The 22,366-nt window shown below is 72.8% G+C and carries 20 protein-coding genes and 2 pseudogenes; 12 read left to right on the top strand and 10 right to left on the bottom strand.

Annotated elements, in window-relative coordinates; translation table 11 throughout:
• Window positions 1-56: 56 nt before the first annotated feature.
• Window positions 57-494, top strand: coding sequence for a hypothetical protein (locus ENC19_RS27030; RefSeq protein WP_164449877.1), 438 nt, complete (start codon window positions 57-59; stop codon window positions 492-494).
• A 45-nt stretch (window positions 495-539) separates the two neighbouring features.
• Here ENC19_RS27030 and cydB read toward each other — a convergent pair whose 3' ends face one another.
• Together cydB and ENC19_RS27020 are read right to left on the bottom strand one after the other, a co-directional pair.
• A complete protein-coding gene (cydB, locus tag ENC19_RS27025) occupies window positions 540-1,538 on the bottom strand; it encodes a cytochrome d ubiquinol oxidase subunit II (RefSeq protein WP_164449876.1) in 999 nt (332 codons plus the stop codon).
• Between the two features lie 15 nt (window positions 1,539-1,553).
• Window positions 1,554-2,969 carry a cytochrome ubiquinol oxidase subunit I gene (locus ENC19_RS27020; protein WP_216592347.1) on the bottom strand — a complete coding sequence of 472 codons (1,416 nt, stop codon included), beginning with the start codon at window positions 2,967-2,969 and terminating at the stop codon, window positions 1,554-1,556.
• A 176-nt stretch (window positions 2,970-3,145) separates the two neighbouring features.
• Between ENC19_RS27020 and ENC19_RS27015 the strand changes: the two are divergent.
• A pseudogene (locus ENC19_RS27015) lies at window positions 3,146-3,924 on the top strand (lysophospholipid acyltransferase family protein).
• Between the two features lie 51 nt (window positions 3,925-3,975).
• Here the strand turns inward: ENC19_RS27015 and ENC19_RS27010 are convergent.
• From ENC19_RS27010 to ENC19_RS27000, 3 genes are read right to left on the bottom strand one after another with little or no spacing between them, the layout of a single operon-like run.
• A complete protein-coding gene (locus tag ENC19_RS27010) occupies window positions 3,976-4,341 on the bottom strand; it encodes a hypothetical protein (protein ID WP_164449874.1) in 366 nt (121 codons plus the stop codon).
• Window positions 4,338-6,047 (bottom strand): hypothetical protein, encoded by a 1,710-nt coding sequence (locus ENC19_RS27005; RefSeq protein ID WP_164449873.1) that lies wholly within the window; start codon window positions 6,045-6,047, stop codon window positions 4,338-4,340. The genes ENC19_RS27010 and ENC19_RS27005 overlap by 4 nt, the downstream gene beginning before the upstream one ends.
• A gap of 1 nt (window position 6,048) precedes the next feature.
• Complete coding sequence (locus ENC19_RS27000) at window positions 6,049-6,738, bottom strand: hypothetical protein (protein ID WP_164449872.1); 690 nt, start codon at window positions 6,736-6,738, stop codon at window positions 6,049-6,051.
• 130 nt (window positions 6,739-6,868) lie between these two features.
• On the opposite strand from ENC19_RS27000, the gene ENC19_RS26995 reads away from it, so the two are divergent.
• From ENC19_RS26995 to ENC19_RS26960, 8 genes are all read left to right on the top strand, one after another.
• Complete coding sequence (locus ENC19_RS26995; protein WP_164449871.1) at window positions 6,869-7,639, top strand: glycerophosphodiester phosphodiesterase; 771 nt, start codon at window positions 6,869-6,871, stop codon at window positions 7,637-7,639.
• 21 nt (window positions 7,640-7,660) lie between these two features.
• Complete coding sequence (locus ENC19_RS26990) at window positions 7,661-9,055, top strand: MFS transporter (protein WP_164449870.1); 1,395 nt, start codon at window positions 7,661-7,663, stop codon at window positions 9,053-9,055.
• 111 nt (window positions 9,056-9,166) lie between these two features.
• On the top strand, window positions 9,167-9,868 hold the full coding sequence (locus ENC19_RS26985; RefSeq protein WP_408058117.1) for a thymidine kinase: 702 nt from the start codon (window positions 9,167-9,169) through the stop codon (window positions 9,866-9,868).
• Window positions 9,869-9,996: 128 nt separating this feature from the next.
• On the top strand, window positions 9,997-13,203 hold the full coding sequence (locus tag ENC19_RS26980) for an ABC transporter permease (protein ID WP_164449868.1): 3,207 nt from the start codon (window positions 9,997-9,999) through the stop codon (window positions 13,201-13,203).
• Window positions 13,204-13,576: 373 nt separating this feature from the next.
• Window positions 13,577-14,281 (top strand): MDR/zinc-dependent alcohol dehydrogenase-like family protein, encoded by a 705-nt coding sequence (locus ENC19_RS26975; protein WP_164449867.1) that lies wholly within the window; start codon window positions 13,577-13,579, stop codon window positions 14,279-14,281.
• Window positions 14,282-14,578: 297 nt separating this feature from the next.
• Complete coding sequence (locus ENC19_RS31140) at window positions 14,579-15,988, top strand: FtsX-like permease family protein (RefSeq protein WP_164449866.1); 1,410 nt, start codon at window positions 14,579-14,581, stop codon at window positions 15,986-15,988.
• Window positions 15,989-15,990: 2 nt separating this feature from the next.
• On the top strand, window positions 15,991-16,953 hold the full coding sequence (locus ENC19_RS26965) for an ABC transporter ATP-binding protein (RefSeq protein WP_166459196.1): 963 nt from the start codon (window positions 15,991-15,993) through the stop codon (window positions 16,951-16,953).
• Window positions 16,950-17,651, top strand: a complete 702-nt coding sequence (locus tag ENC19_RS26960) for an ABC transporter ATP-binding protein (RefSeq protein WP_164449865.1) — start codon at window positions 16,950-16,952, stop codon at window positions 17,649-17,651. The genes ENC19_RS26965 and ENC19_RS26960 overlap by 4 nt, the downstream gene beginning before the upstream one ends.
• Before the next feature lie 14 nt (window positions 17,652-17,665).
• Here ENC19_RS26960 and ENC19_RS26955 read toward each other — a convergent pair whose 3' ends face one another.
• The 4 genes from ENC19_RS26955 to ENC19_RS26940 all read right to left on the bottom strand — a co-directional run bounded on the left by ENC19_RS26955 (window position 17,666) and on the right by ENC19_RS26940 (window position 19,768).
• Window positions 17,666-18,124, bottom strand: coding sequence for an Rv0361 family membrane protein (locus ENC19_RS26955; protein WP_164449864.1), 459 nt, complete (start codon window positions 18,122-18,124; stop codon window positions 17,666-17,668).
• Between the two features lie 107 nt (window positions 18,125-18,231).
• Window positions 18,232-18,657: an Hsp20/alpha crystallin family protein gene (locus ENC19_RS26950; protein ID WP_164449863.1), complete on the bottom strand. Its 426-nt coding sequence runs from the start codon at window positions 18,655-18,657 to the stop codon at window positions 18,232-18,234.
• Between the two features lie 114 nt (window positions 18,658-18,771).
• Entirely contained in the window at window positions 18,772-19,188 is a 417-nt protein-coding gene (locus ENC19_RS26945; protein WP_164449862.1) for a DUF6069 family protein, read from the bottom strand.
• Window positions 19,189-19,297: 109 nt separating this feature from the next.
• On the bottom strand, window positions 19,298-19,768 hold the full coding sequence (locus tag ENC19_RS26940; RefSeq protein WP_164449861.1) for a MarR family winged helix-turn-helix transcriptional regulator: 471 nt from the start codon (window positions 19,766-19,768) through the stop codon (window positions 19,298-19,300).
• A gap of 213 nt (window positions 19,769-19,981) precedes the next feature.
• Here ENC19_RS26940 and ENC19_RS26935 point away from each other — a divergent pair, with 213 nt between their 5' ends.
• The gene (locus ENC19_RS26935) at window positions 19,982-20,764 is read left to right on the top strand and encodes an FkbM family methyltransferase (RefSeq protein WP_164449860.1); all 783 of its coding nucleotides are present in this window, start codon (window positions 19,982-19,984) and stop codon (window positions 20,762-20,764) included.
• 9 nt (window positions 20,765-20,773) lie between these two features.
• Here ENC19_RS26935 and ENC19_RS26930 read toward each other — a convergent pair.
• Window positions 20,774-21,771 (bottom strand): annotated as a pseudogene (locus ENC19_RS26930) (tyrosine-type recombinase/integrase).
• Window positions 21,772-21,877: 106 nt separating this feature from the next.
• Between ENC19_RS26930 and ENC19_RS26925 the strand changes: the two are divergent.
• Window positions 21,878-22,345 carry an HNH endonuclease gene (locus ENC19_RS26925; protein ID WP_164449859.1) on the top strand — a complete coding sequence of 156 codons (468 nt, stop codon included), beginning with the start codon at window positions 21,878-21,880 and terminating at the stop codon, window positions 22,343-22,345.
• Window positions 22,346-22,366 lie beyond the last annotated feature (21 nt).

The following is a 22,366-nucleotide window of genomic DNA, read 5'->3' as shown; positions in this document are numbered from 1 at the left end:
GACCCGTGTTATGTTGGCCATGCCAATGTTGGCGTTGCCAATGAATAGGGGTTGACATGTCCACCACCCTCAACGGGCAGATTCTCGGCCGGACCCACTACGCCGCCCGGGCGGTGCTGGAGCGGGAGTTGGGCCGCCTCGGCTTGACCTTCGCGCAGGCGTTGCTGCTCAACGCGCTGGCCGCCGCCGATGCTCCGCTCCCCCGCGTCGAGGCCGCCCGCCGGCTGGTCGACGCGCTGAAGGTGTCGACCGCGACGGCGCACGCCACGCTGGCCGAGCTGATCGCGGCGACGCTTGTGGCACCGCTGCCCACCGACGCCTCCCGGGTCGCGATGACCCCGACCGGACGGCACACGCAGCAGCTGGTCGCCGCAGCTTCCGCCGAGATCGGCGCCCGGCTGTGGGCCGATCTTTCCGCCGACGACCTGGCGGCGGCGGTCCGGGTGCTGGAGGTGGTGCGCCGCCGCGCCGAGCAGACCCTGGCGGCGGCGTGACGGACGGGCGGGCCCGGGCTTTCCGGATTCCCGCCCGCCGCCCGATCAGTGCTGCGGGATGTGGGTCACGCCGATGCGCTTGCGGAACACCCAGTACGTCCAGCCCTGGTAGGCCAGCACGATCGGGGTGAAGAACACCGCCACCCAGGTCATGATCGTCAGGGTGTACGGGGTGGAGGCGGCGTTGGTGGCGGTGAGCGTGCCGGCGGGATCGAGCGTGGAAGGCAGCACGTTCGGGAACAGGGCGGCGAACAGGGTGGCCACGGCCAGCCCGATCGCCGTGGCGGTGCCGGTGAAGGCCCAGCCCTCGCGGCGTACCAGAGCCGCGGCGAGACCGCCGAGCAGGGCGAGCGCGGCGGCGACGGCGAGCACGACGGCGGCCGTGCTGGAGCGGATGGTCAGGGTCCAGCTCAGGAAGGCCACCGCGAGGACCGCGGCGGCGATGCCCAGGCGCACGGCGAGCGCGGCGGCCCGGCCGCGGATGTCGCCGACGGTCTTGAGGGCGACGAAGACGGCGCCGTGGGTGGCGAACAGCGCCGCGGTGGTCGCGCCGCCGAGCAGGGCGTACGGGTTGAGCAGGTTGAGCAGGCCGCCGACGTACTCGTGGTCGGCGTCCAGCGGTACGCCGCGCAGGATGTTGGCGAACGCCACGCCCCACAGAATCGCCGGAACGAGCGAGCCGAAGAAGATGGCCTTGTCCCAGCGGCGTTTCCAGGAGGCCTCGGGGCGCTTGTGGCGGTACTCGAAGGCCACGCCGCGGGCGATCAGGGCCAGCAGGATGAGCAGCAGCGGCAGGTAGAAGCCGGAGAAGAGGGTGGCGTACCACTCGGGGAAGGCGGCGAACATGGCGCCTCCGGCGGTGATCAGCCAGACCTCGTTGCCGTCCCAGACCGGCCCGATCGTGTTGATCATGACGCGGCGTTCCTTGTCGTCGCGGCCGAGCACGGGCAGCAGCATGCCGACGCCGAAGTCGAAGCCTTCGAGGATGAAGTAGCCGGTGAACAGCACGGCGACGAGGAGAAACCAGATGGTGGTCAGTTCCACGATGGGGCTCCGGGCTCAGTAGGCGAAGGCGAGCGGACGCTCGGCGTCGTCGGTGTCGTCGGGTTCGGGGGCCGGGGTGACCTCGGGTACGCCGGCCTTGGCGTAGCGGATCAGCAGTTTCACCTCGATGACGGCGAGGACGGCGTAGATGAGGGTGAAGGCGGTGAAGGAGGTGAGCACCTCGGTCAGGGAGACGCTGCGGGACACGCCGTCACGGGTGAGCATCTCGCCGAAGACGATCCAGGGTTGGCGGCCCATCTCGGTGAAGATCCAGCCGAAGGAGTTGGCCAGCAGCGGCAGGATCGGCATGGCCAGGCCGGCGCGCAGCAGCCACTTGCTGTTCGGGACGGTGCGGCCCTTTCGTTGGGTCCAGAGCACCAGCAGGGCGATGGCGGCGGCGGCGAGCCCGAAGCCGATCATGAGTCGGAAGCTCCAGTAGGTGACCGGGATGATCGGGGTGTAGCTGCCGGCGCCGTACTGGGCGCTGTAGAGGGCCTGGAGGTCGTTGATGCCCTGCACGGTGCCGTTGGGGTCGCCGGTGCCGAGGTAGGACAGCAGGTACGGGATCTTGAGGGCGAACAGTTCCCGGCTGCCGTCGAGGCTGCCGATGGTCAGGACGGAGAACGAGGCGGGGCTCTCGGTGGTGTAGAGGCCCTCGGCGGCGGCCATCTTCATCGGCTGCACCTGCGTCATGATCTTGCCTTGGATGTCGCCGGTGATGACGACGAGGGTGGCGCTGGCCAGGGTGACCCAGGCGCCGAAGCGGGCGGCGAAGCGGTAGGCGGGGGTGTCGGCGCTGTCGCGGTTGCGGATCAGGTGCCACAGGGCGACGGCCACCAGCAGCGATCCGGCGACCAGGAAGGCGCCGGCGATGGTGTGCGGGAAGGTGATCAGGGCGACCTTGTTGGTCAGCACGGCGACGAAGTCGGTCAGCTCGGCCCGTCCGGTGTCCGGGTTGTAGCGGTAGCCGACCGGGTTCTGCATGAACGAGTTCGCGGCGAGGATGAAGTACGCAGACAGGTTGGTGCCGATGGCGGCGGCCCAGATGCTGGCCAGGTGCAGGCGTTTGGGCAGCCGGTCCCAGCCGAAGATCCACAAGCCGATGAAGGTGGATTCGAGGAAGAACGCGACGAGGGCCTCGATGGCCAGGGGGGCGCCGAAGATGTCGCCGACGAAGCGGGAGTAGTCGCTCCAGTTCATGCCGAACTGGAACTCCTGCACGATGCCGGTGACGACGCCCATGGCGAAGTTGATCAGAAAGAGTTTGCCGTAGAACTTGGTGAGCTTGAGGTACTTCTCGTCTCCGGTGCGGTGCCAGAGGGTCTGCAGGATGGCGACCAGGACGGACAGGCCGATGGTCAGCGGTACGAAGAGAAAGTGGTAGACGGTGGTGACACCGAACTGCCAGCGGGCGACGTCCAACGCGTCCACCTGCGACCCCCAGCCAGTCATACTACAAGACGTAGTAAATACTACTGCGCGTCGTACACGGATCGGCAGGGGCGGGTGGCCCGAACCGGACCGGGACCAATGACCCTGCTCACTCCTGCCGTAGGACCCGCCCTGGGCGCCGCGTCGTCGGTTCCCCGTGCGATCATGTCCCGCTGATGGAAGCAGCCCACTCCCCCTGGCGTCCGCCGCTGATCTGGCGCGTCGCGTTGCTGCTGGCGCGCCTCGTCGTCGGGATGCTGGCCCGGCTGCGGGTCACCGGCGACATACCGGCCCGGCTGCGCGGCGGACCGCTGATCCTGGCCGCCAACCACATCAGCCCGTTCGACCCGATCGTGCTCGCCGCGGCCTGCCGGGCCCGCCGGGTGGCACCCAGGATCATGGCCACCGGCGGGCTGTTCCGGGCCCCGCTGATCGGCGTCGCGATGCGCCGCGCCGGGCACATCCGCGTCGACCGGGGCACCAGCGGCGTACACCGGGCCTTGGACGACGCCGCCGCCGCGGTGGCCGCCGGCGCGCCGATCCTGGTCTACCCGGAGGGACGCATCGGCCTGGACCCGGGCATGTGGCCCGAACGCGGCAAGACCGGCGCCGCCCGTCTCGCCCTGGCCTGCGGTGCGCCCGTCGTGCCGGTCGCCCAGTGGGGATCCCACGAGGTGCTGCCCTACCAGACCCCCAAGGGTCTGCTCGGCGGCATCGTCCGCGCGCTGGTCCGTCGCCCGACGGTCCGGGTGCACTTCGGCGACCCGGTGGAGCTGACCGACCTGACCCTTGGCACGCCGGGCGCGGCCCGACGGGCCACCGACCGGATCATCGACGCGATCACCGACACCCTCGCCCCGCTGCGGCCGGACGAACCCGACCGGCCCCGCCACGTCGACCCCGGCCGTCCGGTCGACCTCGGCGCGTACACCGGCGTCGTCCCACCGCCGGCTGAGCGCTCGCCGCAAACCCCGGGCGCGCGCCGGGCGGCGTGGGTTTCCCGGGCTCAGGTCGCCTGCTGCACCGCCCGCAACACCTCCGTCACGGCCGAGGCCACCGGTGCCACCGGCGCGGCCAGCGCCGCCAGGCGCTGCAACAGCGCCGTGACCCGGGCCGGCTCCGGAACCGGCCGCGCCAGCTGGACCCGCAGTTCCGCGGCAACCGCCCGAGCCGGCTCCGGCAACTCGTCACGATGCCGGTCGAGGGTCTGCACCAGTTGCGTGATCAGGGCCGGCAGGTCCACCCCCGGTGCGGTGGCCCACAGTCCCCCACCGACGGCGTGTGCTCCCGGTCCCACTGCCTGGTTGCCGACCTGGCTCACCCCACCCGACTGCTGGACACCGAAGTTGATCGAGTTGTCGGACGTGGTCATGACGGCCTCCCGGTGCCGGCTCGACGGCTCGTGCCCTGCGGCGACGGCTGCTCTGTGGTGCTCTGCTGTTCCGCTCGCGCCCCGGCACCGACCGCCTGGTTACCGACGACGCTGAGGCCGCCGGTCTGGATCACACCCTGGTTGAGGATCATCGTCTGCCGGGTGCGGAACTCGGCGGTGTCCACACCCCTGTCCTCCAGGAAGTCGACGATGGCGGCCAGCACGTGCCGCTCGACCACCTTGAGATGTTTCGCGGCGTCGAGCACCTGGAAGTAGTTGTGGTAGGTGATGCCGGTGGCCAGCTCCCGTACGCCGGCTCGGGCGCCGTAGTCGTAGCCGAGGTCCTCACGGGCCATCCGGCGCGACCGCGCCTGCCGGATCTGGTGACGCACCACCCGGACGCCGTCGCGTACCAGGCGCACCGGCGCGCCGAGGGCGGTACGTACCAACTGCTCGGCGGCGCCGGTGAACAACTGGACGAACTGGCGCACCGGGAGCCACTCGGTCAACCGGTCCACGTCGTGGTACTCGATGCGCGGCGGTTCCAGCAAGGTCCGGGCGCACTCCAGGTAGAGCACCCGACCATCGGTGGAGAAGTGCAGGAACGTGCAGGCCACCACCTCACCGCCCCAGGACGGAACCAGGGCGCACAGGAAGTGCCGGGCGGCGCCCTGCGGCCGGCTGGCCACCGCCCGCAGCCGCTCGTCGGACCAGCGCTGCCGGGGCATCCGGCCGCGGTCGGGCAGCAGCTGCGGATCGTCGCTCAGCAGACCGCCGTGCACGAAGACCCGGTCCTCCAGCACCAGCCCGGCGAGCCGTTCCGGATTCAGCTCCGGATCGCCGGCCGGGTCGAGCCGGATCGCCGCCAGCCGGCGCCGTACATGGTCGATCAGGTCCACCACGGCGAACCGTACGTCGGCGTCGGCGCCCGACGATCCGGACAGCTGCGGCTCGGCCCGGTGGATCGGCAGGGCGAACGACCAGCCGGCCACCGGGGCGCCATGCCCGACGAACGGGGTGTACCCGCTGTAGATCGTCACGTTGCCGTGCTGCGCCGTGTCGACAGCCGCCAGGCGTGCGGCGTAGCGCTGCGGCACCGGGCTGGTGCCGGAGGCCGCAGGTTGGAAGTGCCCGCGCCGTAGCCGCTCCACCAGCAGTTGCCGAGTGCCGAACAGGTGCAGCACGAGGATGAGGTACGCGACCAGGCCGGCCACCAGCGCCAGCCACGGCAGGCCCACCGTCCAGCTGAGCGTGCTCTCCCCCTCGCCGGTGTCGATCCCGACGAACTGCACCAGCAGCCACACCGACACCACTGTGGCCGCCACGAGGGCCAGCACCGAGACGAGTGGACCGAGCGGGCCCTGCCGGTTGGTCCGGGTGAGCGACATGACGATCGCCAGCACCGCCGCTACCAGCAGCGTCCACAGCGGCGCCAGCAGCAGGGCCATACCTCCGGCGATGATCAGGCCGGCGTCGCGACGGATACGCCGCTGGCGTGCCTCAAGGCAGTGCCGCAGCACGGTGGTCAGGTCGAAGCCGACCGAGGGCGCCACCGCCCGCAGCTCGTCGTCGAAGACCTCGGACAGGGCCGAGTCGGCGAACGTGTCGTCGGTGTGCGCCGCCACGCACAGGTAGCGGGTCGCCTCGCTGGTGGCGTCCGCCGGGCCCTCCGTCGAGGCCTCGGGGGTGCCCTGCCGGATCACCATGTCAGTCGCCTCCCAGACCGGGAACGGCCGGTCGAGACCGGTGCCGCCGTGCCGGCACCGCCGCCAGCAGCAGGCCGACGACGAAGCCGCACAGCAGGGCCCGTACCAGTTCGTTGAGCAGTTCCGCACGAATCTCCGACCCGACGTAGACGCCGCTGTCGACGGCCAGGTGCGCCAGGGCACCGCCAACCGTGGCGAGCGCCGCCGCCAGGACCGTCGCACCGAGCGTGCCGAGGAACCGGTACGCCCCAGGCGGCGTGCCCCCGGCGGCCAGCCTGCGCAGCATCACCAGCACGATCACGACGAACAGCGCCACCTGGGCAGTGCGGGCGAGGTGGTAGCTGGACAGTGTGTCCGGGCCGCCCCACCGCAGCCACGACAGCCCCAGCAGCAGCGCGTCGACCACGGTCGTGACGATGCCGGCCGGGCCGTCGACGCGGGGCAGGTTGACCCTCAGCTCCCGCAGCAGCTCGTCTCCCCAGGGGCTGCCGGCGACCAGCGTGGTGACCAGCAGCGCCCCGAACCCGGTCGGGAGGCCGCGGGTCGCCGGGCGGCGCGGCGGCGCGACGCGTCCGGGCAGCGGATGCACCGGGCGGATAGTCAGCGCCGCCGGCGTCGAGGGCGGGTCGTCGCGTCGCGGTACGGGGTTCGTCCACGCCATCACCCGGGCATCGTCACCGGTGCCGACCAAGCGGGGAAGGTTACTGTCCGGCATCCGGCAGTCACCAACGGGTACCGGTTGGGGCGTGGACGACGAGACGCACCCGGCGTGCCGCCGGCCCGCCACCGCGCGGTCACCCGGGCCAGGCATACTGCGCCGCGTGCCCACGACCGCGCACCCCTACCTCGACGCGCCCGCGCCGCTGGCCTTCGCCCACCGCGGCGGCGCCGCCGACGGCGACGAGAACACCGTGGCGGCCTTCGCCCGGGCGGTCGAACTCGGCTACCGGTACGTCGAGACCGACGTGCACGGCACCGCCGACGGGGTGGCCGTGGTGTTCCACGACGACACCCTGGAACGGGTCACCGGGCAGCGTGGCCGGGTGAGCGCGATGCGCTGGGCGGACCTGGCGACGGTGCGGGTCGGCGGCTCCGCTGTGGTGCCCCGCCTCGACGAGGTGCTCGACGCGTGGCCGCAGGTGCGGTTCAACATCGACGTCAAGTCCGACGCCGGCGTGACCCCGACGGTGACCACCGTCGACCGGGCCGGCGCCATAGACCGAGTGCTGCTGGCCTCGTTCAGCGACGCCCGGCTGACCCGGCTGCGGGCGCTGACCGGCGGGCGGGTCGCCACCAGTCTCGGGGTACGCGGGGTGGCCCGGCTGCGGTGGGCCTCGTGGACCGGCCGGCCGCTGCGGTTGCCGCCGTCGGTGGTGGCCGCACAGGTGCCGGTGCGCTACGGCCGGGTGCCGGTGGTCGACCGCCGGTTCCTACGGACGGCTCACCGGCTCGGTCTGCAGGTGCACGTCTGGACGATCGACGAACCTGCCGAGATGCACGAGATACTTGATCTTGGGGTTGATGGCATCATGACCGACCACGTCGGCGTGCTGCGCGACGTCTACCGCAGCCGCGGCCACTGGGCCGCCTGAACACCTGGGCGGAGGACCCCCATGGCCGAGACGGTCACCCCGGCGGCGCAGGACGCGCCACCGCCCAGGAGCACCCGCCGCGAGCGCACCGGCTGGTACTTCTACGACTGGGCGAACTCGGCCTTCCAGACCACCGTCATCACGGTCTTCCTCGGGCCGTTCCTGACCAGCGTCGCCGAGGTCGCCGCCGGATGCGAACTCGGCGCCGACGAGTGCGTCGGGTACGTGTACCCGCTGGGGATCAAGGTGGCCGCCGGCTCCTACTACCCGTACCTGATCTCGCTGTCGGTGCTGCTGACGGTCTTCGTGCTGCCGGTGATCGGCGCCATCGCCGACCGGTCGCTGCACAAGAAGCGGCTGCTGGCGGCCACCGCGTTCACCGGTGCCGCGGCGACCATCGGGATGCTCTTCGTCACCGGGGACCGGTACCTGCTCGGCGGGGCGCTGTTCGTCATCGCCAACATCAGCTTCGGCGCGGCGATCGTGGTGTACAACTCGTTCCTGCCGCAACTGGGCGGTCCGGACGAGCGCGACGCCATCTCCAGCCGGGGTTGGGCGCTGGGCTACCTGGGTGGCGGCGTGCTGCTGGCGTTGAACCTGGTCGCCGTGCAGTCGTTCGGCAACGGCACCGCCGAGCGCACCCTGGACCTGGCCCGCTGGTCGATCGTCTCGGCCGGGCTGTGGTGGGCGGCGTTCACCCTGGTGCCGCTGCGCTGGCTGCGGGAGCATCCCACCGCCGCCGCGCTGGCCGCCGCCGGCCGCGGCAACGTGCTCACCGACGGGTTCCGGCAACTCGGCCGCACCCTGCGGGAGATCAAGGCGTACCCGCTGACGTTGTTCTTCCTGCTGGCGTTCCTGGTCTACAACGACGGCATCCAGACCGTCATCACCCTGGCCAGCCAGTACGGCACCGAGGAGCTGCGGCTGGGACAGAGCACCCTGATCGTGACGATCCTGCTGGTGCAGTTCCTGGCCTTCGGGGGCGCGTTGGGGCTGGGTGCCCTGGCCGGGCGGATCGGGGCCTGGAAGACAGTCCTGCTCAGCCTGGTGCTCTGGACCGGGGTGATCGTCGCGGCGTTCCGGCTGCCCGCCGAGGCGCCGCTGCCGTTCATGGTGCTCGGCGCGGCCATCGGTCTGGTCCTCGGTGGCAGCCAGGCGCTGAGCCGGTCGCTGTTCAGCCAGCTGATCCCCGCTGGCAAGGAGGGCGAGTACTACGGCTTCTACGAGATCAGCGACAAGGGCACCAGCTGGCTCGGCCCCCTCGCGTTCGGTCTGGTGTTCCAGCTCACCAACTCCTACCGCGTCGGCCTGGTCTCCCTGCTGATCTTCTTCGTGGTCGGGTTCCTGCTGCTGGCGGCGGTGCCGATCCGGCGGGCCATCATCGCCGCCGGCAACACCCCGCCGCGGGTGCTCTGATCCCGGCGGCGGTGCGATGATCGACACCCCGGTCGGGGCAACCGCGCGGGCCCGCCTCACCGCGCACTAGGCTGCCGGTCCGTGACGACCGACGACGCCGTACCGACCTGCCTGGCCCGCCCGACCCTGCCCGGTGCGGCCGACAACCCGGCCGGGTGTGTCGCCGCCCGTGGCGTCGACGGACGACCGGCGCACGCCGCCGCGCTGCGGTTCTTCTGGGGGCCGATGGACTGCGGCAAGTCCACGATGGCGTTGCAGATGAACTACAACCATGCCCGGCAGGGACGTCGAGGGCTGGTCACCACCCGCATCGACCGCTCACTCGGCCCGCAGGTGACCACCCGCATCGGGTTGGCCCACGAGGCCGTCGAGGTGACCGACGAGCTGGACCTGCGCACCCTGGTCCGGGACGCCTGGGCCGACGGGGTGCGGGTGGACTACCTGATCTGTGACGAGGCCAGCTTCTACGCCGTCGAGCACGTGGAGCAGATGGCCGACCTGGTCGACAGCTACGACGTCGACGTGTATGCCTTCGGCCTGGCCACCGACTTCCGCTCCAGCCTGTTCCCGGCGGCGCGGCGGCTGTTCGAACTGGCCGACTCGGTGGCCCGGATCCAGGTCGAGGTGCTCTGCTGGTGCGGACGCGAGGGGCTGCTCAACGCCCGCGTCGCCGACGGGCGGGTGGCCCGCGAGGGCGCACAGGTCGTCATCGGCGACACCGCCGACACCGCCGACGTGCGGTACCAGGTGCTCTGCCGCCGGCACCACCGCGCCGGTGACCTCGGTCCCGGCAGCGCCGCCACCGGAACCTGAGCCCGCGCCCCGCATAACGAAACGATGACCGCTGCGAACCTTTCCCCGACCCCGGCCCCTTCTGGTGCATGACGGGAGCACCAACCAGGGGCCGCACCGGCCCGCGAACCGGCGGGGGTACACCACAGATGAGGTTCGCGTTGCGGCGTGCCCGAGCCACCAGGGGTCTGCTGCTGGCCGCCGCCGGGGCGGCGCTGGTGGCCACCGTCGCGCTCACCGGTCTGGCCGCGTACAACCGCGACGTCGTCGACTCCGGCACCCGCAACGTGCTGGCGGCGGCCACCGCCGAGGAACGGTCGGTCCTGGTCCGCGCGTCCGCCGGACGTACCGATGCGGCGCTGCGCGACCTGGACGGCGCGTTGCGGCAGCGGGTCGAAGCCGACCTGGCCGGTCTGCCGGCCCGGGTCAGCGCCGCCGGGTACGCGGCTGGTCGGCAGTTGCGCGGTGACACCGGTGAGGCTGTCGCCGACCGCAGCGGAGTCACCTACGCGTCGGTGATGTTCCTCGACGATCTGCCCGCGCACGCCCGGTTGACCTCCGGCACGTGGCCGCGTACCGGGGCCGATCCGGTGCAGACCGCGATCGGCGAGGCCGCCGCGACGACGCTGCGGGTGGGGGTCGGCGACCGCATCCCGATCACCGACGGGCTCACCGGGCGGGTCACCGAGGTCGTCGTGACGGGCGTGTTCAGCCCCGTGGACCCGGACGCCGCGTACTGGCGGCTGGCGCCGGAGACGAGCACCGGTTCGCTGTCGCAGGCGGCCACCTACGGCCCGATGACGGTGTCCCGGGACGACTTCGCCACCCACTTCCTGGCCAACGCCTCCGCCGGCTGGCTTGTCGAACCCGACCTGACCGGGATCGGTCCGACCGCCCTGGACCGGCTCGCCGACGCCGCCGCCCGCATCACCACGAGCAGTTCGGCCGCCGCCGGCCTCGGTGACTCCGCGGTGGTCAGCGGTGACCTGGTGGACCTGGTGCAACGACTACGCCAGGCCACCCTCGTCGGCCGGTCCGCCCTGGTCACGCCGATGCTGCTGGTGGTGGTGCTCGGCGGGTACGCGCTGCTGCTCGTGGCGATCCTGCTCACCGAGCACCGCCGGGGTGAGACCGCGCTGCTGCGGGCCCGGGGCGCCGCCCGTTGGCAGGTGGCCGGGCTGACCGCAAGGGAGGCCACCCTGGTCGTGCTGCCGGCCGTGGTCCTCGCCCCACCGCTCGTCGTGGAGCTGCTCGGGCTGGCCGACCGGCTGCCCGGACTCGCCGCCGTCTCACTACGACCGGACCGGGCGGACCCGACGGTGTGGCTGGTGGCCGGGCTCGCGGCCGCCGGCTGCGCGGCCGCGATGATCGGCCCGAGCCTGCGCCGCGGCGACAGTTACGTCGCCGACCTGGCCAGCCGGTCCCGACCGAACCGGCGAGGCATGGTGCAGCGGGCCAGCCTGGACGTCCTGCTCGTCGGCCTGGCCCTGCTCAGCTGGTACCAGTTGAGCAGATACTCGTCCCCGCTGTCCCGCTCCCGGGGCGGTGAGCTGGGCGTCGATCCGCTGCTGGCGGCCGCGCCGACGCTCGGTGTGCTGGCCGGGGCGGTGCTCGCACTGCGGCTGCTGCCGCCGCTGGTGCGGCTGACGGAACGCTGGGTGGACCGCCGGCCGTGGACCGCCGTGATGCTCGGCACCTGGCAGGCCGGCCGGCGCCCGCACGCCGGGCCGGTGCTGCTGCTCGCCCTCGCCGTGGCGGTCGGCACCCTGGCCTGGTCCCTCGCCGGGACAGCGCAACGGTCCCTCGACGACCAGGCCGCCCACCGGGTCGGCGCCGACCTGCGGCTGACCGAGACCACCGGTGCCGCCCCGGACGGCCGCGCCGACCAACTCGCCGACCTGCCGGGTACCCGGGCGGTCCTGCCCGCCTGGCGGGAGCCGGTGCGGCTCGGCGCCGGCGCCGAACCGGCGACCATGATGGCGGTGGACGCCGGTGCCGCGGACGGGGTGTTGCGGTTGCGGTCCGACCTGGCCGGCGGATCCACCGGTCGGCTGCTCGGCGGCCTCGCGGAAGCGCGGGTGCCGGCACCGGCGACGGTGTTGCCGACCGGCACCCGACGACTGACCGGTCAGCTGCGTACCCGCGGCGTCGTCGACGTCGGCACGGGTGGGCCCATCCGCCATGAGGTCGTGCTCAGCGACGCCCGGGGCGAACACCGCCGGGTGGTCCTGGGCTCGACCGGCTGGGACGGTCAGCCGCTACGGTTCTCCGTCGAATTGCCAGCCGGCGACGGGCCGTGGCGGCTGGCCGGCTTCACCACCGAGACCCGCGGTGGCCCCCGGCTGAGCCTCGACTGGCGGTTGTCGGACCTGCGGGCCAGCCCGGACACCAGCACCGGCACCCCGGTCGATCTGGGCGCGGACGGACCGTGGCAGGTGGTCGACCGCGCGGGAACCGCCACCGCGTCCACCGGCTCCGGTGCCACCCTGTCCGGCCGCTACGCACGTGACATGCCGGTGAGCTGGAATGCCCCGGACACGCCGGTGCAGCTGGCCGTCACCCGGCCGGCCGGAACGAACCCGGTGCCGGTGGTCGCCACCGCGGCGGCGCTGGACGCGCTGCACGTCGACGTCGGGGCGCAGACCAGGCTGTTCCTGGGCGGCGCCGAGGTCGATGTCGTCATGGTCGACCGGGCCACGGCTCTGCCCGGTGACGTCGAGGACGCCGCGTTGCTTGTCGACCTGCCGTCGTTGCGGACCCGGCTGTTCCACGAACACGGCATCGTCCGCTCACCGCAGGAGTGGTGGGTGGCCGCCCAGCCCGGGGCGGCGGCGCAGGTGGCCGGGGCAGCCGCCGCGCTCGACGGTCTGACCGTGCTGGATCGCCGGGACGTCGCCGACCAGTTGGCTCGCGACCCGTTCGGCGTGGGCGCCCGCGGTGCCCTCTTCGTCGCCGCCCTCGCGGCGGTGCTGCTGGCCGCGGTGGGGGTGGCCGTGGACGTCAGTGCCACGGCGCGGCGCCGGGCCGGGGAACTGGCCGTGCTGCACACCCTCGGCGCGGGTCACCGCCTGGTGGCCCGGTCGCTGCTGGCCGAGCAGTCGTTCCTCGCCGGCATGGGTGTGCTGGTGGGGTTGGCCGTGGGCGTGGGTGTGGCGGCGACAATGGCCCCGCTCGTCATCCTCACCCCGTCGGCGGACCGCCCCGATCCGCCGCCGCTGCTGAGCGTCGACTGGGTGCCGGTGCTGGGTACCGGCATCGGACTGCTGGCCCTGGCCCTGGCGTTCAGCGCCGCGGTGTCGGTGAGCGTGCGGCGACGACTCACCGCCGCGCACCTACGTGCCGGGGAGGCCCAGTGAGCGCGAGGAGTGCAGCGCAGCGGAGCCCCGCAGTCGCGAACGAAAGGCCAGCACCGTGAGCGCGAGGAGTGAGCTTGCGAGCCCCGCAGTCGCGAACGAAAGGCCAGCACCGTGAGCGCGAGGCGGATCCGGGCGTACGGCGGTCAGGTGGGCCTTCTGGCGGTGCTGGGGTTGGTGGCGGCGCTGCTGCTGACCGCCGCGCCCCGGCTGACCGGGGAGTACGCCGACCGGGGTTGCGCGCGGACGTGGCCCGGCTGCCGCACCTGGTGCGGGACGTGTCCCTGGCCGGGCCGCGACCCGCGCCGGCCGCGGCCGGGCAGGCCGATCTGGATGCCGCTACGCGGCCGAGCTGCCGCAGCCGCTGCCGAGCCTGGTGCAGCGTCGGTGGTACGCGGCGTCGCTGGACGAGGAGCACCTGTTCGCCGTCGGCGACGAACCGCCGATGGACGGTGGTGCCCGCAAGATGTTCGGCCTGCGCGCCCAGACCGGCGTCGCGGAGGCGGCCGAGCTGACCGCCGGACGCTGGCGCACCCGCCCGGGCGGCCCGGCGGAGGTGGTGGTGTCGGGGGCGGTGGCCGAGACGCTGTCCCTGCGCGCCGGTCAGCGGCTGCGGTTCGCCGGACGCGACGGTCAGGCGGATGCGCGCATCGTCGGGGTGTTCGAGCCGCGCGACGCCGGTGACCCGGTCTGGGACGATCTGGGCTACGCGCTGGAGCCGGTGGTCCCGGTGCTGGACGGCGAGCCGTACGTCGTGGCGGGGGTGACCGACTGGGTCGGCGTGGACGTCGTCGCCGCCGGCAGTGGGGTCGCCGCGGTCAGCGGTTGGCGGTACCGCCTCGACGAGCGGCGGCTGAACGCGGCGACGCTGGAGTCGGTGACGGCGGCGGTGGCGGAGGCCCGCCGCATGTCGTGGAGTTCGGGCGCGACGGTGCAGACGTCGCTGGACGGCGCGCTGTCGCGGTTCGCGGGGCAGTTGCGCGCCGTGCAGGCCCTGCCGCGGTGGTGCAGGCGGGGCTGGTCGCCAGCCTCCTCGGCTGATCGTGCTGGCGGCGCGGTTGACGGTGCTGCGGCGACGTGACGAGTCTGCCCTGCTGCGGGCCCGGGGTGCCGCCCTGAGCGCCGTCGGGCTGCGGGCCCTGGCCGAGTCCGCGCCGGTGCAGCCGTTGGCGGTGCTCGTCGGTTGGCTCGTCGGCAGCCGGGTGCCGGGTCGCGACGATGGGTTCCCCTGGGCGGTGCTGGCGTTGGCGGTGCTCACCACCGCGGTGGTGCCGGTGTTGGCGATGCACTCGCAGCGGCGGGTCGGGGTCGTCAGGGGCGCCGATGTGGCGTTTCGTCGTCCGTCGGCGCGGCGGCTGACCGTCGAGGCGGTGTGCTGGTGCTGGCCACGCTCGGGGTGGTGCTGCTGCGCTGTCGTGGTCTCGACCCGGGTGCCGGTGTCGACGCGTACCTCAGTTCGGTGCCGGTGCTGGTGGCGGTCGCCGCCGCGCTGGTGGCGGTGCGGCTGGTGCCGTGGCCGCTGCGGGCGGCCGGCAGGTTGGCCGCGCGGGCCCGGGGCGCGGTGCTGTTCCTCGGTGTGGCCCGCGCCGGACGGGGTGCGCCGGTGGCGTTGGGTCCGCTGGCGGTGCTGATCGTCGCGGTCAGCACCGGGGTGTTCGGCGGGGTGGTCACCTCCACCGTCGCGGCGGCCCGGGACCGGGCGGCCACGTTGACGGTGCCGGCGGACGCCTGGCTGTCCGGGTACACCTTCTCCCCCGACGCGCAGGACGCATTGTCGAGGGTGTCCGGGGTGACGGCGGTGGCTCGGGTGTGGGTGGCCTCGAATCGGCGGCTGGTGCCGGAGGCGGGGTCGCCGTCGCGGCAGATCGGCACGGCCCGGGTGCTGGTGGTGGACGGCCCGGCGTTCGCGCAGGTGGTGGCGCGCAGCGGTGTCGAGGTGGACGTGCCGGCGGCCCTGCGGGCTGCCGCGCGGGGTGACGGGCCGGTGCCGGCGGTGGTGTCGTCGCAGGTGGCCACGCAGGTCGGTGACCAGGCTGCGGTGGACGTGCAGGGCAGGTTGTACGAGTTCCGGGTCGCCGAGGTGGTCGAGGCCTTCCCGGGTGTGGGGTTGGGCACCGAGCGGTTCGTGGTGCTGCCGTGGCAGGCGCTGCCGGAGTACGAGTACACGCCGATCATCCCGAACCGGTATCTGGTGGCCGGTGACGACATCGACGAGGCGGACCTGTTGGGGGTGGCCGACGACGCGCAGCGGCGGCGGCAGGCCGCGGTGCTCGGCGTGGAGGTGACGCGGACGCAGGTGCCGGCGTCGTTGCAGACGTGGCGGGGGTACCGCGAGGACCTTGACCGCACCGGCGCCAACGACGTGCTGACCCTGGCGTTCACCGCCGGCGTGGCCGGCGGCACCGCGCTGGCGGTGCTGGCCGTCGGGTTCGCGGTGGTCGCCGACGCTGCCGGGCGAGGCCGGATGCTGTCCCGGTTGCGCACCCTGGGCCTGTCCGCCGGCCGTGGCCGGCGGCTGCTGGTGTACGAGTTGGTGCCGCTGGTCCTGGTCGCGGCGCTGACCGGGGCGGCGGTGGGTGCGGCCCTGCCCCGGATCCTGGGGCCGACGCTCGGGCTGTCCGCGTTCGTGCCCGGCGTGCCGGTGCGCGATCACCTGGATCCGTTGGTGCTGGCCTCGGTGCTGGGTCTGGTGGTCCTGGGCCTGGTGACCGGGCTGGTGGTGGAGAACCTGATGAACCGGCGGATGCGCCTCGGTGAGGTGCTGCGGCTGGGAGAGGAGAACCCGTGACGATGGTGTCTGATGGTCCGGACCTGGCGACGCTGCAACGACGGGCGGCGGAGCGGGCCGCCGCGCGGGCCGGTGGCGCCGACCGGCTGCGTGGGCACATCGTCTGCGACGGGCTGGTACGCATCTTCACCAGCGAGGGGGTGGAGGTCGTCGCGTTGCAGGGCCTCGATCTGGTCGTGGACCGTGGTGAGCTGATCGCCATCGTGGGGGCGTCCGGTTCCGGCAAGTCGACGGTGCTGAACATCCTGTCCGGGTTGGACACACCGACCGCGGGCATCGCCCGGGTGGCCGGGTACGACCTGCTGACCATGTCGGCGGCCAAGCGGCTGCGCTACCGGCGGCACACCGTCGGGTTCGTGTGGCAGCAGACCGCACGCAACCTGCTGCCGTACCTGACCGCCCGGGAGAACGTGGAGTTGCCGATGCGGCTGGCGCGTCGGGGTGGGCGGACCGCGCGGCGGCGGGCGGTGGAGTTGCTGGAGATGGTCGGCGTCGGCTACTGCGCGGACCGTCGGCCGGGGCAGATGAGCGGCGGCGAGCAGCAGCGCTGTGCCGTCGCGGTGGCGGTGGCCAACGACCCGGAGGTGCTCTTCGCCGACGAGCCGACCGGTGAGCTGGACGAGGCGACGGCCGGGGAGGTCTTCTCCGCGCTGCGCACCATCAACGCCGAGCTGGGGGTGACCGTGGTGGTGGTGACCCATGACCCGCAGGTCGCCTCGCAGGTGCGCCGTACCGTGTCGATCCGCGACGGCCGCACCGCCTCGGAGGTGCACCGCACCGCGCGGGTCGGCGCCGACGGCGTCGAGGAGTTGGTGACCGAGGAGTACGCGGTGCTGGACCGGGCCGGGCGGATGCAGTTGCCGGCGGGTTTCGTCGACGCGTTGGCGTTGCGCGACCGGGTGCGGTTGACCCTGGAGCCGGACCACGTGCAGGTCCGTCCCGGTGACGGAAGGAGTGCGCGGTGAGCGAGCAGGAGCTGATCCGGGTCGAGGGGCTCAGCCGCGACTACGGCGGTGGTGACCGGGTCGTCCACGCGTTGCGGGAGGTGTCGTTTCGTGCCGGTCGCGGTGAGCTGGTCGCGGTGCGGGGCCGGTCCGGGGCGGGCAAGACCACGTTGCTGAACCTGATCGGTGGCCTGGACCGGCCCACCTCGGGGCGGGTGTGGGTGGCCGGGCAGGAGGTGACGGCGGCCAGCGAGAAGGAGCTGCTGCGGCTGCGTCGGGACACCATCGGGTTCGTGTTCCAGTCCTTCGGACTGGTGCCGATCCTGTCCGCGGCGGAGAACGTGGGGGTGCCGATGCGGCTGGCGAAGGTGCCGGCGGCGGATCGTGAGCAGCGCGTGTCGGTGCTGCTGGAACTGGTCGGGTTGGGTGGGCACGCCGCGCAGCGGCCGTACGAGATGTCCGGCGGGCAGCAGCAGCGCGTGGCGATCGCCCGGTCGTTGGCCAACGACCCAGCGCTGCTGATCGCCGACGAGCCGACCGGCCAGTTGGATTCGGAGACCGGCCGGGCGGTGATGGACCTGCTGCGGGCGGTGGTGCGTGCCCGGGGGATGACGGCCCTGGTCGCCACGCACGACCCGACGCTCGTGGAGTTGGCCGACCGGGTGTTGGTGCTGCGTGACGGCCGGCTCGTCGAGGCGGCCGAGCCGGTCCCGGCGTGACGGCGGTGGCCGGGTCAGTACGGGTCGCCGCAGACGCGCCAGCCACCGTCCTCCCGTACCACCGACAGGTTCCGTTGTTCGGTGCTGCCGCTGTCGCGGGTCAGCAGCACGGTGACCTTGCCGTGGGGTCGGCCGCCGCGGGTGGCCACGGACACGTCCACGATCTCGTAGTCGCGCACCACCGGCGGGGTGCGTACCCAGCTGGCGAAACCGAGTTCGCTCCACCGGGTACGCGCGTCGTCGCAGAGCCGCTCGTAGGCGCTGCCGGTGTCGCCCGTGGTGACTTCGCGCAGGAATCCCTCGGCGGTCTGGCGCACCGGGGCGGCGGCCTGGGTGACCAGTTGCAGGTTCCAGGCGCCCAGGCCGGCGACCCCGACACAGCACAGCGCCGTCCCGGCTGCGGCGACGACGAGGCCGACCCGCATCGGATGGCGTCGCCGGGCCGGTCTGCTCCACGGCTGCGCAGCGCCCACACCACTCGACGGTAGAGAATCGGCCGCCGCGGCGGGCGGAAAAGCAGACGTGGCCGGGCGGGGCGGCTACCGCGTCCCGCCCGGCCACGCCCGGGGTAGGTCGTCGATCAGGGCTTGATCTCCTTGCGGCCGTTGCCGGTCGCACTGATGGTGACCCGGCGGGGCTTGGCCCGCTCGGCCACCGGGATCCGCAGCGTCAACACGCCGTTGTCGTAGCCTGCTTCGAGCTTGTCGGTGTCGAGGGTGTCGCCGAGGAACAGCTGGCGGCTGAAGACGCCCATCGGGCGCTCGGCGGCGACGAGTTCGACGTTGTCGCCGGCGGGACGGCGCCGCTCGGCGCGCACGGTCAGCACGTTGCGCTGCACCGTGCAGTCGATGCTCTCCGGGTCGACTCCGGGCAGGTCGAAGGCGGCGTAGAAGAAGTCGCCGTCGCGGTAGGCGTCCATGTGCATGACGGCCGGGCGGCTGGTGCTGCCGAAGAACTGCTCGGCGAGCCGGTCGATCTCACGGAACGGGTCGGTGCGCATCAGCATCGTGTGCCTCCTCGGTTCTCCTGGCCGAAGGTCCCTAGTTGAGTCCATCCGACTCAACTTCCACTTCCTTATTTAACGCGCTCCGCGCCCGCCGTCAAGTCGTCCGGCGCGTGGTCAGTGACCGCGCTTCGGCAGCAGGGCGGCCAGGGCGGCCGGCACCGCCAGATGCATCAGACCAAGAGTGATCTTGGCACCGCCGGTGGCGTCGACCTGGAACAACGGCACGAACGACAGCAGCGTCACCACCGCCGCCAGACTGATCCAGATGGTGGTGGCCCGTCGCCCGGCGAACCGCTCCAGCATGGCCAGCGCCGCCCAGCCCAGCAGGGCCGACCCGAGGGAGACGACGACGACCGGAACGAGGTTGACCACCACCTCGGGTTGCCCCGGGCTGCGGACCGCGTAGTCGACACCGCCGAGCGCGCCGACGAGCCAGATCGCGACGCAGGCCGCGACGGCCGCCAGCACGCCGAGGGCCCGACGGCGGAGGGGGGTGGCGGTGCTGACGGGATGCGCGGCGGTGCTGCTCATGAACCACTCCTCGAAGCAGGGGGTATCTGAACAGCGACCGTATCAGATAGTCCCGCACGAGACTATCTGATACGGGACGGAATGGTGCGGACTCCCGATCGTGGGACCGTCAGCAGACTGAGCCGGCCACTCCGGACGTGCGGGCACCGGAGAGCCGCTCGTCCACCAGCCGCCGGATGGCCCGGAGGAACACCTCGCGATCGGCCTCTGGCAGTGTCGCGAGCACATCCGTTTCGAGGCGGGCGGCGATCTGCCGGGCCTGGTCGAGCACCCGCTCCCCCTGCGGCGTCACCTCGACCAGCCGGGCCCGGCGATCGCTCGGCGCGGGCACGCGTCGGGCCAGGCCGCTGGCCTCCAACTGGTCCAGGGTCACCACCATGGTGGTCTTGTCCACGCCGCACAACTCGCCGATCTGGCGCTGGGTCAGGTCACCGCCGCGGGCGCGTAGTAGCACCCCGTACGCCCTGGGCGAGATCCCCAATTCGGCCATGCCGGCGGCGTGCTCCGCGCGCAGCGCGTGACTGGCCCAGCTGAGCAGGAACATCAGGTCCGACGGGCGACCCGGCGACGGGGATTCCATACACCGAGGCTAACAAGATCCTCCGGAGCGGGATCATCACCGGCTCGGCAGCCGGCGAGCGGTATCCGACCTGGTGGCAGCCGCTGCTGCGAGCGTCGCACGGGTAGGGCGTCGGTGGGCCGACAACCGGGGACACCGGAGTGCGTCACCGCGGGTGACCAGCGGGCGCGCGGACGGCCACGACGGGCGCGGGGTGCGGGTTAAGGTGCTGCGATGGGTACCCACTCCGCCGCGGTCGAGGCGCTCAAGACCGACCCACGCACCGCCTCGCTGCGCCGATCGTTAGAGGTCTACTACGGCAACCCGGACCGGGACGCGGCGATGGACGCCTTCTACGCCCGCTTCGTCGGCCCCGGCGACCTGGTCTTCGACATCGGTTCGCATGTCGGGGACCACATCGGCAGCTTCCGTCGGCTCGGTGCCCGGGTCATCGCCGTCGAGCCGCAACCGCTGTGCCTGCGGGCGTTGCGGGCCATCTACGCCGACGACGACCAGGTCACGCCGATCGAGGCGGCCTGCGGTGCCCAGGCCGGTCGGATCGGTTTCCTGGTCAACTCGGCCAATCCCACCGTCTCCACCGCCTCCACCGACTTCGTCGCGGCCGCCGCCGGGGCCGGCGGTTGGGAGGGCCAGGTATGGGACGGCCAGATCGAGGTGCCGGTGACCACCGTCGACACGCTGATCGCCGAACACGGCACGCCCAACTTCGTCAAGATCGACGTGGAGGGTTTCGAGGACGCCGTGCTCGCCGGCCTGAGCCATCCCCTGCCCGCCCTGTCCTTCGAGTTCACCACGATCGGACGGGCGGTCGCGGTCCGCTGCCTGGACCGGCTCGCCGCCCTCGGCTTCGCCGGCTTCGACGTGGCCCTCGGCGACGACAAGTCGCTGACGCTGGGGCGTTGGGTCGATGCCGAGGAGATGGCCGCGCACCTGCTCGCGCTGCCCCACGAGGCCAACTCCGGCGACGTGTACTGCGTGCGCACGACGCGCGGTTGATTCCACCACTCAGCCGCGGCGGCGGGCCCGCGCCGCCCAGATGGCGTACGCCGGATCCCGGTCCAGGTTGTGCCGGTCCCGGTCGTAGCGCCGGGTGGTACGCGGATCGGCGTGGCCCATCGCGTCCTGCACGTCCTCCAGCGGCACCCCCTCGGAGCGCGCGGTGGTGGCGAAGGCGTGCCGCAGCGAGTGCGGCGACAGCCGGGCCCACGCGGCGATCCCGGCGACACGGGCGAGCCGCCGGACCAACCGGAACACCGAGTGCCGGTCGAGGCGGGCACCGCTGGCGGTGACCAGCAGCGGACCGGTCAGCTCCGCCACCGGCACCCGCTGGACGGCGGCCCGCTCGGCCAGGTACGCGTCGACGGCGTACGCCGTGCCCGGGGTCAACGCCCGGCGGCGTGCCCGCCCGCCCTTGCCGACGAAGCGCACGCTGCGGTGCCCCCGCTCGGCGCCCAGGTCGTCCAGGTTCAGCGAGACCAGTTCCCCACCCGCAGTCCCAGATCGGCCAGCAGCGCGACGGCGGCCCGGTTGCGGGCGGCGGTCGGCCCCGTCTCGGCCTCGGCCGCCGAGAGCAACGCGTCCACCTCGTCCGGGGCCAGACCGACCGTGCCGGAATGGTCCCGGTCGACCCGTGGCCGGTCGGCCCCGGCCACCGGGTTCAGCTCCACCGCCCGCAGTTTGACCAGGAAGTCGTACCAGCTCGACAGCGCGGACAGCTTCCGGGCCACCGTCGCCGGGGTCAACGGACGGCCGGTCCGGGCGGAGACGGTGTTCTCCAACGCCCGCCCGTACTCGTTGACGTGCAGGAAGTTCGCCCGCAGCGGGTCCAGTCGCCGGGCGGCACACCAGGCCAGCCAGCCGGCGACGTCCCGGCGGTACGCGTCACGGGTGTGCTCGCTCAACCGTCGGTTGCGCAACCATGCGTCGGTGACGGCCATCGGTCCGTCGGGCAGGGCCGGATAGGCCGACGGGCGGTACTGCACCGGAGTGTCGTGCGGACGCATGTGAAAAATGCTCTCAGTCCTGGTGTGGGTAGACGATCAGGCGCGCCGACACATCATGATCGGCAGGACGGTACATCGCGTCGCACCCGACCCCTACGCTGGCCCGGTGCTGTCTCAGGTCACCGGTCTGTCCCGACACTTCACCGAGGACACCCTGCGGGCGTATCTGCTCGCCCGCTCGACACGGGCCGACAACGGATGCCTGATCGTGCGCGGATACGGCAGCCGGCGCGGCGGGTACCAGAAGCTCGCCGGACGGGCCTGGGCACACATCGCGGCGTACGTGGTGTTCGTCGGCGGCTACGACCCCACCCTGGAAGTCCACCACGACTGCGGCGCGCCGGACTGCATCGAGCCGACCCATCTGCGCCAGCTCAGCCATGCGGACAACTGCCGGGCACGGACCCAACGTCCACGCTGCCGCAACGGGCACGAGCGGGAGACCGATCCGGCGACGGGGCGCCTCCGGCGGGTCTGCCGGACCTGCAACCGCCTGGCGCAGCAACGCTGGCGCGAGCGCCAAGCGGCCGAGGTGGCGCGGGCCCGCGCGGCGTACGGGCGACCTTCCCGCTGACCCGGCCGTCTGCGCCGCCCG

This window comes from Verrucosispora sioxanthis (assembly GCF_010560025.1).
GTDB lineage: Bacteria > Actinomycetota > Actinomycetes > Mycobacteriales > Micromonosporaceae > Micromonospora > Micromonospora palythoicola.
This window is presented reverse-complemented; position numbering and strand designations above follow the sequence as displayed.